Genomic DNA, 14964 nt, shown 5'->3' with positions numbered 1-14964 from the left:
CCACCACACCCACCGAACTTACGAAAAGATCAGTAGTCTTCACCACGCCGATTGGACGGCCTCTCGACCCGGCCAACCTCACCCGCCGATTCCGCACCTTCCTCGACCGGGCCGGACTCCGCCCCATCCGCTTCCACGACCTCCGACACTCGACCGCCACCCTGCTCCTGGAACAGGGAGTCGACCTCATCGTGATCAAAGAACTCCTCGGCCACGCCCGCATCGGCGTCACCGCCGGCGTTTACGCCCACGTGAGGCTCCGTCTCCAACGCCAAGCCATCGACACCCTGACCGGTGCCCTCGGCCCCGTCAACGACAACCCCGACGACCCACCCACCGCAGCAGTCGTCCGCTGACGTTGCCGTCAGCGTTGCCGTCAAACGCCACAGGAGCCCCGCCGGAATTTCTTTCCGACGGGGCTCCTCGATTCCCTCAGATCTCTTATCGGGACGCTTTAGTGGCTTATAGATCCCTGGCCTGATGCCCCATTACCGTGGACCGAAAACAGGGCGCTCTCAATTGCGTCACGAAGATGCGGACGCGCGTTTCCTGCGTCAGCCTTTCCCAGCAGGATCGGAAGGAATTCTGAATCCGGGTAACCATCTCCCTCAGTATCCTTCATAGCCCACACTTGCAGCCAGATGGCGATCATCATCTCGTTGCAAGCTCGGGCTTGTTGCAGTGCATCCGAACTTCCCTCCGAGAAAATGAAGCGCGCCGATATCCCCAGCCGGTGCCCCAAGGCCAGCAGGAACACTTCCTTGGACTCGGACTCCATGACCGCAAGCACTCGATCTCGAATATTCATTGATCCATGTTCCAGAAATCCTCGTCCGTCATTGGGCGGCTGCTGCCATAGGGTTCGCGAGGCAAGGAATCGACATCGTATCCGCGATCCCGCAGGACCTTGATCCGAGTGTTTCCATTCGCGATCCTCCCGTCCGGCTTCACTCTCAGCGCCTCCTTCGCCCCTGGCCTCAAGGAAAAGAGGATATCTTCCGTGTCTTGCTTGCCCCAGAAGTCCAGCGAACTCTTATCGAGCGAGCTGTCAGGGTGCAACGACTTCAGAGGCGGATCGCAAGGGCCAGAATTGTGGACCAGGACCGGCGTAGCCCCCGCCAGCACATAGTACGTGTGCAGGTCGTCGACTGTGAGGTTGTAGGTACGGGCGTGCGTGGTGAAGGAGCGGTTGGCGGTGACCGTGACGGTGGAGCCGTCATCGGTAAGCAGGCTCATGCCGGGGGCGAGAGCTCCGGCTTCGACCCAGTCACGCTCGGATGGTGACCAGAAGGGATGTTCGTGCGTTGCGGTGAGGTGCTGAATTCCGTCGCCGGTGGCGATGGACAGTTCGTTGAAGTGCTTGTCGCCATCGGTGACGATGAGGCGGGTCACCTTCTTGGGTGCCGTCTCACCCGTCTTCGGATCGGTGGCCAGCACCTGGTCGCCGATCTTGACGTCCTCGATGTTCTTTGTGGCGCCGTCGGCCATGAGAACGTCCGTGCCGGCGAGAAAACACTTGCAGCCGCGTGCGAACATTCTGGTTGCACCGCGTCCCGCAGATTTCGCCACTTGCTCGCCTGCCAGGGTGGCGTTAATGCGTGCTTCATACTGCGCCATGAAGGCGGCCGACTCCCTCAGGGCATCGTCAAAGCTTTGGATGCCGTAGCAGGAGACACCGTCTATGCCGCAGATCATCTTGAAGATGAGCGCTTGTGCAGTCGTGTGCCAGGGGATCTTGACGCAGCCAGGCTGGCCCATCATGCAGGTGGGCAGTTGTGTCCAGGCCTCGTAGAGGCCCTTCTCTCGCTTTTCGAGGGCCAGACGCGCTTTGGTGAGGGCTTCATTGTTCTTGAACTTCGCGGAACCTGTGCCGACAGGAAGGACGATGGGCGCGCCCTTGTAGTAGGTACTGTTATGGTCTGTCCGGTTTCCCTTTCTGCCGGCCCTCTTGACGACTGCGGGGGCCTCACTGGCTTCAGCTTGTATTCCGCCCGTGTTGTCACCTTCGAAGTACGTGCGGCCCGAGGGATCGCTCATGGTGACGGGATTGCTGTTGGAGTAGGCGTAGGCATTGAGCTGCTGTGGATCGAGCGGGTCGAGCACGGGATCGACGGACAGGAACCGTCCGAGGGCAGGGTCGTACTCGCGGGCGCCAAGGTGGGTGAGACCGGTGGCCTGGGTGTCGTCGGTGCCGCCGACGAAGCCCTTGGTTCCGGGCCATGCGGTCGGCTTGGTGCCACGGATGCCGCCGAAGGGCAGCGTGCGGCGCTGGGTGAGTTTCTGGGTGCCGGCCTCGACGGCGAGCTGGGCGGTGCCGCGGTGGTCGGCCAGGGCGAAGGAGACGCTGCCGTCATCGGCCTTGACAGCCTGGTTTCCGCCGCCCAGGTCGCAGTAACGGGTGGCCTTGGGCGTGGTGGATCCCTTGGCCAGGGTGATCTCAGTGGTGCCGAGGTAGAGGGTCGTCTCGGTGGGGGTGCGGCCGATCAGGCGGTTGCCGTCGGCGTCGTAGAGGTACTCGGTGACCTTGCTGGTGCCGCCTTCGACGGGCTCGGTCAATTTCGCCAGCTGGCCTTCCGCGTCCCATTCGAGGCTCTGTGTAGTGCCGCTGAGGGTACGGGTCGTGGTGTTGCCGGTGTCGTCGTAGCCGAAGGTGTCCTTCGCGGTGCCGGCCGGGCCGGTGGTGGTGACGGAGGACAGTGCGTGCGGGCGAGCGCTGCCGGAGGCCGGATAGGTGTAGGTGCGCTTTGTGTCCTGGGAAGCGTTGCCGCCGGTGTCGTGCAGTGTCTCCGTGGTGCGGTTGCCGACCAGGTCGTAGGTGTAGGAATGCCAGTACGGGGCCGGGCCGCCCGGTGCGCTGCCGCTGGGCGTGGTGGCACAAACGGTGGTGTCTTGTGTCCAGGCCTGGGTCAGGCGGCGCAGGTGGTCATAGGTGAAGCACTGGTTGTCGGTGCCGGAGCGGGAGACGTCCGAGACGGACAGGACGTTGCCCACCTCGTCGTAGCGGTAGGTGCTGCTCTGGTCGACTCCGGCGACGTCCTGACGGTCGACCCGGGTGTTGGCCAGGCGCTGAGTGCCCCACTCGTAGGTGTTGGTGACATGGACCGGCTTGGCACCGACGGCCGTACCGTACATCGTGTACTGCAGTGGTTTACCGGTGAGGCTATAGCTGGTCTCGGCCTTGAAGCCGTCCCCCAGCAGAGAGACCGGCCGTAGTGTCTCCGCCTCGTACGTGAACGACTGGCTGCCGCCCGGGAGTGAGCCGGCCGCGGAGAAGCTCACGCCGCCGACGAGTCCGGAGGGGAGGTAGGAGGTACCGGCCTGATAGGTGCCCTTCAGGGCGCCCTCGCGTTCAGGGACGACCACGGCGGTCCTCACGGGCCGGTAGAGACGGTCGTACTGAGTGACCTGGGTGGTGTAGGCGCTGCCGTCGATGTAGCGGGTGGACTGGGCCAGCTGACCCTTGGCTTTGGTGACGGTGTCGTAGGTCCAGGTGGCGCGCAGTTTGCCGGTGGACGAGTCTTCGCGTAGTGCGGTCTGGCGCCCGAGGTTGTCGTAGCCGTGCCACAGCAGCGGGGTGCCTTGGCGGGCGTCCTGGGTGGTGGTCAGCTGGCCGTGGTCGTCGTAGGTGCTGGTGGTGGTGCCCTTGTCGGGGTCGGTTGCCGTCAGCTGGTGGCCCAGCAGGTCGTAGGTGTACGACCAGGCGTTGCCTGCCGGGTCGATGAGTTGCAGCAGTTCACCGCGGGGCGTGTGCGTGTATTTGGTGGTGTCATAGGACGCCTCCGCGCTGCGGGCGTGGTGCTGGCGCAGTTCGGTGGTCTGACCGCGGGCGTCGGTGAGGGTCGTGGTGGCGGTGCCACCGACCGGCGGGATCACCGTAGTCCGGTCACCGCCGTAGATGATCCTGGTGGTTCCCAGCACGGTGCCGCCGTCGCCGTTGCCGGCGAGCTGCTTGGTTTCCGTCGGGCGGCCCAGGCCGTCGTAACTGTGACGGTTCTGGGTTTCCACGCTCAGCGCGTCTTCCGGCTTGACCAGGGTCGCGGAGGGCACGCCAGTGGTGTAGTAGGCGGCGAACTCCTTGGCCGTCAGGCCGCGTTCGTCATAGAAGGTGTCGGCCAGCAGGCGGCCGCCACCGGGGCCGAGGTCTTGGGTCTGACGGGGACGCAGGAAACCGTCGTAGAGGGTGTAGGCGGTCCGCTGGGCCGCGTTGTTACCAAGCGTCTTGGCGCCTACTGCGACCGGTTTGCCGTCGATGACGGTGTAGGTGAACTCGTAGGTCGGGGTCTGGCTCGTCTGGCGGTCGGCCAACCACACCTTGGTCGAACGGCCCAGGGCGTCATAGGCGAAGGAGGTGACGTTGTCGTTGGTGTCGGTCTGCTTCTGGGGCAGGCCGCGAAGAATGTCGTGGGTGGTGGTCGAGGTCTGAGCGGTGGCGGCATTGCCCGCCGTAGCGGGGGGTGTGGTCACCTTCACCGCGGTGACAAACCCGGTGGCAGGGGTTCGCTCGACCGTGGTGGTACGACCGTCCGTGCGCGCTGTCCGTGTGACCGTCCCAGTCGACGTAACGGTGACGTCGGCAGTCAGGTCGGTACTGGTCAGGGTGCGCCCGTAGGAGTCGTAGGTGGTTCCGGACTCCAGGTAGACGGCGGTGGAGCCGACGTACTGTTTCAGGGCCGCGTCGGCTGTCGCGTCGCCCTTGGTGGGAGCCGCGCCATAGGTCCCGCCGTCGTAGGCGGTACGGACATCCGACATCACGTCGGTGGGGCGACTGACAGGAGCGTCGCACGCCTTGGACACCATCTCCACCCGCGAGGGCAGCGTGAGAATGTTGACGGTGGTGCCGGCGGCGTAGGTGGTGCGGGTGCAGGTGTCGTCATCGGCGGTGCTCGTGTCGCCGCGGTCGTCAACCTGGGTAACGCGGCCGGTCACCGTGTCGAACTCGGCACTGGAGCCGGTGGTGCGCCATTTCGTGCCCGCGCCGTCGTCCAGAGACGTCCACGACGTGGTGCTCTTGGTGCCGGTGAAGTTCGCGGTGACTGTGCCCCAGCTGCGGGTCTTCTTCGCCGTCTGATGGCGCCAGGGCCGACTGACCGTTTTGGCCAGCACGTTACCGCCAGGGCCGGAGTAGCTGATGGTCTTGTAGGCGAAGCCGGACGCTGGCTCGTCGTCGGTGATCGGGTCGCCCTCGTCGGCGCCCAGGGGGATGGTCACGGACTTCGTGCCACCGCTCGTGTCCTTGCGGTCGCCGTCCATGCCCCGCAGGAAGTAGGTGTCTTCCTGCGACTTCATCGCCGACGCGCCGCCCTGACCGCCGGTCTGGACACGGACATGACCATAGCCACGCCACTGCGACCAGGTCTTGAACTTCTCCTTCGTCAGCCCGTCGTCATCGTCGTAGTGCCACGCCGCACCGTCCAGGTACTGATACGAGGTGACCTGGTCCGGTGCACCACCGGTGCGGTCAGTGGCGGTGACGGAGGTGGCCACGTACTTGTTGAACCACTGCAGCTCAGGATCATCCGACACACTGCCGCCGATGTACTGCGGGAAACAGCGCGTGGTGTTGGCCTGAGGGGTCGGTATCGCTCCGGAGTCGCAGGCCGGAGCTGAGTAGCTGGCGTCGATCTGCCCGCCCGATTCGTCGGCGACCGTGGACAGACGGGCCTTGACGAACGGCGGATTTCCGTCACCGGTCTTGTCGAGGCGGTTGACCAACTGGGTGTAGGCGAAGGTCGTCTTCGGCAGCGTGATCGTCGGGGTCGCGGTATGGCCGGTGCGCTGGATCGAGTCGAGCAGAAGCTGGTAGTCCGTGTCGGCCATGCCCCAACGGTGGGTCAGCTCCCAGGAGTCGACGTCCTTGTAGCCACTACCGTCGAAGACCTGGGCGGCTACCTCGCTGAGCCGCTTACGGGTGAAGAACACGGGAGAGAGACGGCCCTCGTCGCAGTCCTTGCCCTCGTCGCAGTTCAGGTCCCAGGGCGTGTCGTACCAGTAGGCGGCGTCTTTGCCGATGTCCGTACAGGTGGTGGAGGAGTCGGGCAGGCAGCGCTCGGCGTTGATGAAGTTGACCCTGGCCAGCGCATTCGTGTTGTACATCGAGGAGGACTTCAGGCCGTACTCGATACGGTCCAGGGTGCCGCCGCGCACGTAGGGGGTGTTGTCCTTGGGCTTCAGATTGCGGCCGTAGCGATTGATTTCCTGGTTGTAGTAGTAGGCGATGGCGTTGCCGTGCACGTCGACGACATAGTCGAGGTTCCATCGCCAGGCCTGCTGACACCAGGAGTCGGCGAACGCGGTGGCATGGCAGGGCTCGTCGGCGTCGTCGCCGAAAACGGGGACGGTCCAAGTGGAGTTCGTGACCGGCTTGCTGTCTGCCCATCCGGGCAGCCTGTTGTAGCCGAAGTAATACTGGGTGCCGCCCGGGTCGGTCACCCGCCAGTACTCACCGTCTTTGGCGCCGTTGCCGCGACTGCTGGAGGTCAGGCGGTCGATCCTGGTGCCGTCGTCGTCCCTCAGCTTCCACGAGTCGGTCCCGTCGGGGACCAGTTCGCCACCCTTGCCGTTGAACGTGATGAACGCGTTGTCGTACGCCCAGCACAAGTCACCGGGACTGCTGCCGTCCGCGTTCTTCACCCCGTCATCGGCACACGGCTTGTAGCGCCGTTCGATGAAACCCGGCCAGAACTCGAATCCGTCACCCGCCCAGGACGCCTGGTTGTTGGTGTTACCGGTGCGTCCGTCGATGGAGCCCGAGGAGTACGACAGTCCCACGCTCGGGGTCAGGCTGCCAGGGACGTCCGGCACCGGCATTCTGTACGACCAGGCAAAGTCACCGGTGTTGAGATTCGTGCTCCATGTCGCAGAGGGAGAGAGCGGGGTCGCCTTGTAGTCCCCGTTCGCGCTGCCTCCCTCCGCCACAGCGGCCAGCACCGTGGGAGCACCGGAGCTCAAGGTCACACTCTGCGCGGTGAGAGTCCGCTTCTCGGTGTCGTTGACCGATTCGACCCGCTTGCTGGTGCGGCACCGGGCCTCGTCCGGAGTGGTCAGCGCGCACGCCGGCATCTCCAATAGCCGCAGCCGGGAGGCATAGCCACCGCCGTAGGCCTCAGCGAAACTGGAATAGTCCAGCTTGGCCTTCACCCGGCGGGGCTTCGGCTCCTCCTGGTTGCCCTTGGGCTGAAGAGTGAAGAGCAAGCCATCGACACCGGCGTTCCTGGCTGCTTTACGGCTGAGGACGCGCGCTTCGATCTCCGCCTTCGCGGAGTGCTTGCCGATGCTCGGTCGGCTTTCCACCGATAGCGGCAGCCCCTTTGCCTGGGCAGTGGCGGGGGCATCCGTGGCGGGTAGCTCAAGTACCGCCGGGGCCGCCTTCGGCCAGACCGCGTCCGGAGGCGTCTGCGGAGTGCGCGGGCCCTTCATCAGCGTGCGTGGTTTGGTCTTGACCGTCGAGACGGGTACCGGTTTCTCGGCCTGCGGAAGGGAAAGAGGGCCCTTGCCGCCGAACGCCGCGGCAGCGGGCTGTGTCACCCCCTGCAGGAGCGTGCCGACCATGACTGCGGCTGAGGCCAGCGCGATACGGCGCCGCAACGTTTTGAGCCGCTTGCTCGATCTGTCGTTCAATTTCGTCCTTCGTCCTTCGCCGCGGGCCGGCTCGCATGCCGCAGGGCAGGCCGTAGCGGAAGTTGGATGGCATTACGCGTGGGTCTTGGCCACCTGCGAGGGCCGAGCGCCGCCACTCGACGTCAGCAGTCGCCTGAAGCAGCCGAGGCGCCGCATCGAGACAGCCGAGCTGGAGGCGGGCCGATCTGTGTCGGCGGAGTGTGACTCAGCACTTCGTGGTCCCGGCCAAAGGACAGCCAGTGCCGCGGCGTCCACCTCCAGCACGCCACTGGCGGTGGGGGTGGTTTCCGTACTCCGCGGCGCGGCCGGCGCGGCAGCCACGGCCGTGCCTATCAAGGTTGGGATCACCCCTACGGCGAAACGTCACGGTCAGTAGCGCTCCGACGGCCCGCCCCCCGACCCGCAACCGGGTCCACATCCCCACCACATCCCACCCACAGCACTCTCACAGTTGTCTGCCGTAACTAAGCCCCGAGGCAAAGGGAAGGTCAACGGCCATAAAAGGGACATTGCTTGAGGCAAGCGCAAGAAGCGGATGTGGCGATCAACACGTTTACCGTCGTCGATCAAGATCAAGCAAAGTCTCACTTCGACCGGCCTCTCCACTTGCTGCTTCCGGCCTCATGAACGGACCCCTGGCTCCTGCCTGCAATGAGCACACCGTGTTACCGATCACGATCGTCCGCCGCGCACCGCACGACGGACACACACCTAATGCCGCCAAAGCTGCCCGTACTCGTGGAATCCCGGAGAGCCTGGGCGGCAGGCCCGGGGGCGACATGGGCCGAGCCCGGCGGTCATCGCGGCGGGTCCCGCGCTTCCAGCGGCGGTCCACGAACGACATCCGGGCGGCACCGACGGGTCGGCAATGGCTGGCCGACAGGGATGATGCAGACACCGGCGAGCAGGCCGGTCGCCAGCGGTAGCAACCAGTAGCACGCCCTCGTCGCGCGGCGCCTTCAGTTGCTCGGTCGGACCTGGCACAGCAGCCCCGGGTGGCAGGAAATCGTCGGCACGCACGGGGCGAAGGCCGAGTCCAGGTTGCACACCTCCCTGCCCATCCGTGAAGCGATCACCGACGACATGTGCAACCAGACCAGGCCACACAAGGCGGTGAAGTCCGAAACATGGATCTGTCTCGATTTCATGCGCCTCGCGCCTTCTCCCTCATGGTCGCCCCGGCCGTTGCCGCCCGACGGACCGCCTCCAGTGGGCTCATCGCCCTCATACGCAGCACCCCGTGCAGCAAGGGCGATCAGGACGTTTTGTGTGGAATTGCATACGTCGTCGCCATGGTCAGCGCAGGCAAGGCGGCAACCGCCGGGGAGGCCCTCGACATTGCTGTTGCCATCGCGACAGGTCATTCCACCGTCGCCAGTTACGGAATGTGTTCGAGGTAGATGGCCGCTCTTGATGCATCGGAGTGCTCGCACATCCGGAAGGCGACCTCGAGGGAGATCAGAACCTTTACCTTCTCTTGACCATTCCGTTAAACGTGTCGATCATCGCATCCACTTTTCGATCTTGGTGGGCGAATGTCCCTTTCCTGAGCGTTGCTTCCCTTGTTCCCGCAGGGCTTAGTTGGGCGACAACTGTGAGAACACTGTGGGTGGGGTGTGGTCGGGATGTGGACGCGATTGCAGGGCGGGGGCAGAGCCGCCGGTGTGCTACTGAGCGTGACGCTGGCCGTGGGTGCGGTTCCGGCTCTGGGTGGTGAGGCCGTGGCCGCCGCGCCGACCGCCGCGCGCAGCGCCGGAGCCGCTTCGCCGACCGGTGTTGTGTCGGAGGCGGACGCGCTGGCTGAGGCCAGGCGGACGGGGAAACCCGTGGAGGTCTCCGCTCAGCGGGGAGAGAGCCGGGAGGTGTTCGCCACGCCTGAGGGGCACCTGGAAGCACGGGAGTACCTGCGCCCGGTCTGGGCCCGAGTCGAGGACGGCTGGAGGCGTGTCGACACCGACCTGGTGGTGACCGATCAAGGGATGGTGGCACCCAAGGCCGCGACGGTGAACGTGGAGTTCTCCAATGGCGGCAACGCGACGCCGTTGGTGCGGATGCGGCGTGCCGGACGTGAGGTGAACCTGAAGTGGCCGGCCCCGCTGCCAGAACCCCGGTTGGAGGGGGCGGTGGCGACGTATCCATCCGTGCTTCCCGACGTGGATCTCCGGATGACCGCGCAGGAGGACGGCTTCACGCAGTTGCTGGTCGTGAAGACGGCCGAGGCCGCGACGAGTGAGGAACTGACCGAACTGCGGCTGAAGCTCTCGACGTCGGGACTGGCGGTACGTGAGACCAGCGCGGGCGGCGTGGAAGCTGTCGACGAAGGCGCCGCGGGCACGGTTTTCGAGGCGCCGAAGCCGATGATGTGGGATTCCAGCGCAGGCAACCAGGCGACTGCTGCCCCGGGAACGGGTGCCGCCGCATCGGCTGCGCGGTCAGCTACGGAAACCACAGGTGACGAGCCGGGTCCGGGCGAGTCGGGCAAGCTCGCGCCGGTGGGCGTGGAGGTGACGGACCAGCAGGACGAGTTGGTGCTGACTCCGGACGCCGACGTGCTCAGAGGCGCCGACACCACCTATCCCGTCTATATCGACCCGCAGTGGTACACGCCGAAGGCGTCAGCGTGGACGATGGCGTCGAAGTACTGGGCGTCCTCCCCGCAGTGGAAGTTCAATGGCGAGCCGGACGCCGGTCTGGGCTATTGCGACTGGTACTACTGCCAGCCGTATGACACCAAGCGCCTATTCTACCGGATCCCGACCTCGACGTACGCGGGCAAGTCGATCCTGTCCGCGGAGTTCGTGGTCCGCAACACCTGGTCGGCGTCCTGCTCGGCACGGCCGGTGGAGCTGTGGCAGACCGGGGACATCTCTTCGTCGACGACGTGGAACAGTCAGAGCGCCTCGGGTTTCTGGATCAAGGAGCTGGCATCGCAGTCGTTCGCCTACGGCTTCTCGGGCTGTGCGGCCAAGGATGCCGAGTTCAACGTGAAGTCGGCGGTGCAGGCGGCCGCGGACAAGAAGAGCGCGACGATGACGTTCGGGCTGCGGGCGGCCAGCGAATCGGACGGTTACGGTTGGAAGCGGTTCTCGGACAAGGCGTACCTGCGGGTCCAATACAACCGGCCGCCGCCGCAAATCAAGATGTCTCAGCTGGCGATGGAGTACGGCGGCACCTGCAAGAAACCGGAGAGCTCAGCCCGAGTACGCACCCTGGGCAAGATCTACGCGAACAACATCACCGACCCGGACGGCGACAGCATCGCAGTCGAATTCGCGGCGTGGTGGGACTCCGGTGACGGCAAGGGTTTCATCCAGCGGTGGAAGCCCGCCCGCACGACGTACAAGGCGTCCGGATCCGGCTTCTCCATCTCACTGCCCACGTCGGTCCCACAGAACAAGCAGATCAGCTGGCTGACGCGCAGCTATGACGGCGCCCAGTACTCGCCGTGGTCGTCCACGGGAGACGCGACCGGTTGCTTCTTCGTGTACGACACTGGTGTGCCTGCGGCTCCGGTGATCTCCTCGGGAGACTACCCGGCCTCGGATCCGGAGAACCCGGAGGACCCTTGGTACGACGGAGTGGGCCAGTACGGCGGGTTTTCGATCGACTCGTCCTCCGCAGATGCGGTCCGCTACCGCTATGGCTTCAACACCGACCCGTCCGCGTCGAAGGAAGTGGCCACCAGCGGTGGTGCGGCCAAGACCGTTCAGCTGCTGCCCGCGAAACCGGGGCTGAACTTCGTCACGGCCCAGGCGTTCGACCAGGCAGGAAACGGCTCAGAGGTCCGCACCTACCAGTTCCGGGTCAAGACGGGTCAGCCAGACCGCGCGTCCTGGAAGCTGGACGAGCCTGCGGGCGCAACCACGGCCGCAGGGACGACAACATCGCGGACGGTACGACTGAGCGGCGGAGCCGCACCTGGCGCGGAGGGCAAGAAGGGCACTGGGCTCCACTTCGACGGCACATCCGGATACGCCGCTTCCGACCTGACCGTGGTGGACACCTCGGACAGCTTCTCCGTCGCGGCCTGGGCCCGGCTCGACCGAATGCCGGAGAAAGCGGCGATCATCGCCGCGCAGCCGGGCAACTACTCGCCGGGCTTCGAGCTGTACTACTCGCAGTACGCCGACCGCTGGGTGTTCAATCAGTACACCTCCGATACGACCGGCGCCCCGATTGCGGTGGCCAAGGGTTCGCAGCCGGGTGATGCCAGGGCGGGCGAGTGGAGCCATCTGATCGGCGTGTACGACGGCAAGGCCCAGCAGCTGCGGCTGTATGTGAACGGCAGACTCGCCGGGTCCACGGCGTACACCACCGCGTGGAATGCCCGCCGGGGCCTGCAACTGGGCGCCGGTACCTACAACGGGACCCGCATGGCCTTCTTCCCCGGCACGATCGACGATGTGCGGATCTTCGACCGAGCGGTCACCACCCCTGAGGCCGAACTGCTGTACCAGGGGCAGAGCCTGACCAGCGGACGCCCGGAACGTGCCGTGTTCCCCCTGGACGAGGACACGACTGCCACCGAGGTGACCGGAGCAGCGACCGAACAGCCCCTCACTCTTCACCCCGGCGCGACCAGTGGCGCGAGCGGGATCGCTGGCTCTGCCCTGTCCCTGGACGGGGCGAGCGGCTATGCCGCCACTGACCGTCCGGTGCTGAACACGGCCCGCTCGTACTCGGTGTCGGCCTGGGCCAAGCTGCCCGCCGGGACCACCGGAAACCGCACGGTGGTCAGCCAGAGCGGCACCTATTACAGCCCGTTCTACCTGTCGTACGAGGCGGCGGAGAAGACCTGGAGTCTGCGGACCTCGCTGGAGGACGTCAAGCTGGGCAACATCGGCGAGCAGCGGATCGTGGCCAAACAGGATGCCAAGCCTGGTGAGTGGGCCCATCTGGTGGCCGTGTACGACGCGACCGTCCAGCAAATCCGGCTTTACGTCAATGGACAGCTGCAAGGCACCGACACAGCCCTCAAAACCTGGGAGGCCAACGGCCCGGTACAAATCGGCCGCACCATCTGGCAGGGCACGTATCTCGACTACTTCCCCGGATCCATCGATGAAGTGCGTCTGTTCGAGCGGCCGGTGTCCGACGAGGAAGTGCTGCAGATGTTCCGTCAGCGCCCCCTGGTCAAGACCCGCTGGAAGCTGAACGAAGCCAGCACCACAACCCCAGCCACCACACCTGACGCCGTCGGCACCACCAACGCTCTGACGCTGAACGGCGGGGCGAAAATCGGCACGGGTTTCATGGAGTCCGGTTTGGAACTCGACGGTGTGACCAACTATGCAGCCACCAGCTCCGTACCGATCGACACCAGCGCCAGCTACACCGTCACCGCCTGGGCGCAGGCCGCCGCGCTGCCGCAAGGCGATGTCGCGCTCGTCAGCGCCGAAGGCTCCACCCAAAGCGCATTCACTGTCCGCTACGTGCCTGATGCCGCGAGCCCGGAAAGCCCGGGCCACTGGGAGCTGGCGGTGCCGGACAAGGACGGCACCGACGCGACGGTCGTACGCGTAACTAACAGCGAGTTCTACGACGCGCGAGACTGGAACCACCTGGCCGTCGTCTACGACGGCTTCACCAAACAGTCCCGCCTGTATGTCAACGGAACGCTCCAGGAAGTCACCTGCGCCGTCGAGGACGGCGGCGAAACATGCACCGGCCAGGCATCCTGGGCCGAGAACGCCCTCGCTTTCAAGGCGACCAACTCCCTCCAGGTCGGTCGCGCCAAGACCGGCGGAACCTGGGGCGAGTACTTCCCCGGGCTGATCGACGACGTATGGACCTTTCAAGGTGCCCTGACCGACGAACAGGTCGGGAAGCTGGCCGCCAGCTGGTTCGACCTGCCGACCGAGGTGCCCGGCAACGGCTGATCCGCGACGGCGTTCCCGGTATTTCAGGTTCGCTGCGCGGCATGCTGAAGGGGCGGGCGATCACCATATGGTGATCGCCCGCCCCTTCAGCATGCCGCGGGTTTTTCGATCTGATCCGCTAACGAGCTCGTGCATGGTTGGGGCTGGCACGTCGAAACCTTGATCGTCGATCATGGTCTGTGTGGTGGGGAACCGGACGCGTGCAGCGGTCCTTCGCAGTCAGCAGATCACCGGACTGAGTTCAGGGGTGATCGCCGAACTCGTAGCGGAGATCGGCCCGTTGTGGCATGAGCGGCACCAGGCGACACTCGCTGCGCGTCCCCGCCGGCGAGCTGTCGGCGCCGGTGCCAAACACAAGCTTGTCTTGGTCGACCGGCTCCTGGCCACGCTGATTCACCTCCGCCATGGCGCCACCCACGACGTACTGGCCTGCTGGTTCGAGGTAGATCGCTCCACCATCACGCGTGCGATCGGTGAAGTGCGGCCGCTGCTGGCCCAGCGGGGCTGCACTATCGCTCCCGGCCTTCGGCTCCGCACGCTCGCCGAGGTGATCGACCACCTCGGCGAGAATGAGCAGACCGGGATCATCGACGGCACCGAGATCCGCGTCCGCCGCCCGGCCATTGGACGCAAGGACCGGGACAAGTTCATCTCAGGGAAGAACAAGCAGAACGCCGTCAAGTCCATGATCTTCACGGACGCTTGCGGCCGCCTCCTGTACTGCAGCCCGGCTGAGCCTGCGAGCTGTGCGGACATCACGCATGCCCGCAAGTTAGGCCTGGTCAGGCTCCTGGCCGACGGCCCCGCGGTGGAGATCCTCGCGGATGCCGGCTACCAGGGCCTGGGTGCCCAGACCGGCGGACGCGTGGTGACCCCGCCACACCGCAAGTTCAAGAAGAACGCCCCGGACTGGTACGAGGAGATCCATGAACAGCGGCGCAAGGCCCATTCCTCACGCCGGATCCGCGTCGAGCACGGCATCGCTCACCTGAAGAACTGGCGAGCCCTCGCCCGCCACCACGGTCGTCGTGAGCACATGAGTGACGTCATCCAAGCGGTTGCTGCGCTGCTCTCTCACCAGCAGGCCGCCACCCTTGAGATCCATGAACAAGGGTGAACACCGCACCAGTTCGCACCTCGCGACGTGCCAGCGCCAACCATGCACGAGCTCGTTACTGATCTTTTCGTAAGTTCGGTGGGTGTGGTGGGTGGATGGTCAGGCCTGTGTGGGTGAGGAAGGACCATGGCAGTTGTGGGTTGTGGTTGATGCGGTGGATGCCCTTTTCGGTGGCGTCGGCGACATCGGCGAGGTGGTCGCCGGCGAGGTTGGCGAGTTCGCGTTTCTTGAGTGAGGACCACAGCAGTTCCACCGGGTTCAGCTCGGGAGCGTAGGCGGGTAATCGCTCCAGGGTCAGCCAGTTGTGGGTTGTGGTTGATGCGGTGGTTCGGCGACCCAGGTTCGCATCGC

Annotated in this window: 6 protein-coding genes; 3 read left to right on the top strand and 3 right to left on the bottom strand. The window is 65.4% G+C overall.

Going from position 1 to position 14964, the window contains the following annotated elements:
- On the top strand, positions 1-356 hold a 356-nt coding region (locus GTW40_RS13970), incomplete at its 5' end, for a tyrosine-type recombinase/integrase (RefSeq protein ID WP_161180498.1).
- 98 nt (positions 357-454) lie between these two features.
- Here the strand turns inward: GTW40_RS13970 and GTW40_RS13965 are convergent.
- Entirely contained in the window at positions 455-808 is a 354-nt protein-coding gene (locus GTW40_RS13965; RefSeq protein ID WP_161180497.1) for a hypothetical protein, read from the bottom strand.
- A complete protein-coding gene (locus GTW40_RS13960) occupies positions 805-7548 on the bottom strand; it encodes a polymorphic toxin-type HINT domain-containing protein (RefSeq protein ID WP_161180500.1) in 6744 nt (2247 codons plus the stop codon). The genes GTW40_RS13965 and GTW40_RS13960 overlap by 4 nt, the downstream gene beginning before the upstream one ends.
- A gap of 1745 nt (positions 7549-9293) precedes the next feature.
- Here GTW40_RS13960 and GTW40_RS13955 point away from each other — a divergent pair.
- On the top strand, positions 9294-13496 hold the full coding sequence (locus tag GTW40_RS13955) for a LamG-like jellyroll fold domain-containing protein (protein WP_343245693.1): 4203 nt from the start codon (positions 9294-9296) through the stop codon (positions 13494-13496).
- A gap of 247 nt (positions 13497-13743) precedes the next feature.
- Positions 13744-14613 (top strand): transposase family protein, encoded by an 870-nt coding sequence (locus GTW40_RS13950; RefSeq protein WP_343245692.1) that lies wholly within the window; start codon positions 13744-13746, stop codon positions 14611-14613.
- Positions 14614-14668: 55 nt separating this feature from the next.
- Here GTW40_RS13950 and GTW40_RS13945 read toward each other — a convergent pair.
- Positions 14669-14964 (bottom strand): transposase (locus tag GTW40_RS13945; protein WP_161180495.1); only part of this gene is annotated, 296 nt, incomplete at its 5' end.

Origin of the sequence: Streptomyces sp. SID4985, from assembly GCF_009863025.1 — a bacterium.
Classification (GTDB): domain Bacteria; phylum Actinomycetota; class Actinomycetes; order Streptomycetales; family Streptomycetaceae; genus Streptomyces.
This window is presented reverse-complemented; position numbering and strand designations above follow the sequence as displayed.

Bases quoted from the DNA above. Each gene is read 5' to 3' on its own strand.
- GTW40_RS13965 (WP_161180497.1), bottom strand. From the start codon at position 808: ATGAATATTCGAGATCGAGTGCTTGCGGTCATGGAGTCCGAGTCCAAG.
- GTW40_RS13960 (WP_161180500.1), bottom strand. From the start codon at position 7,548: ATGGTCGGCACGCTCCTGCAGGGGGTGACACAGCCCGCTGCCGCGGCG.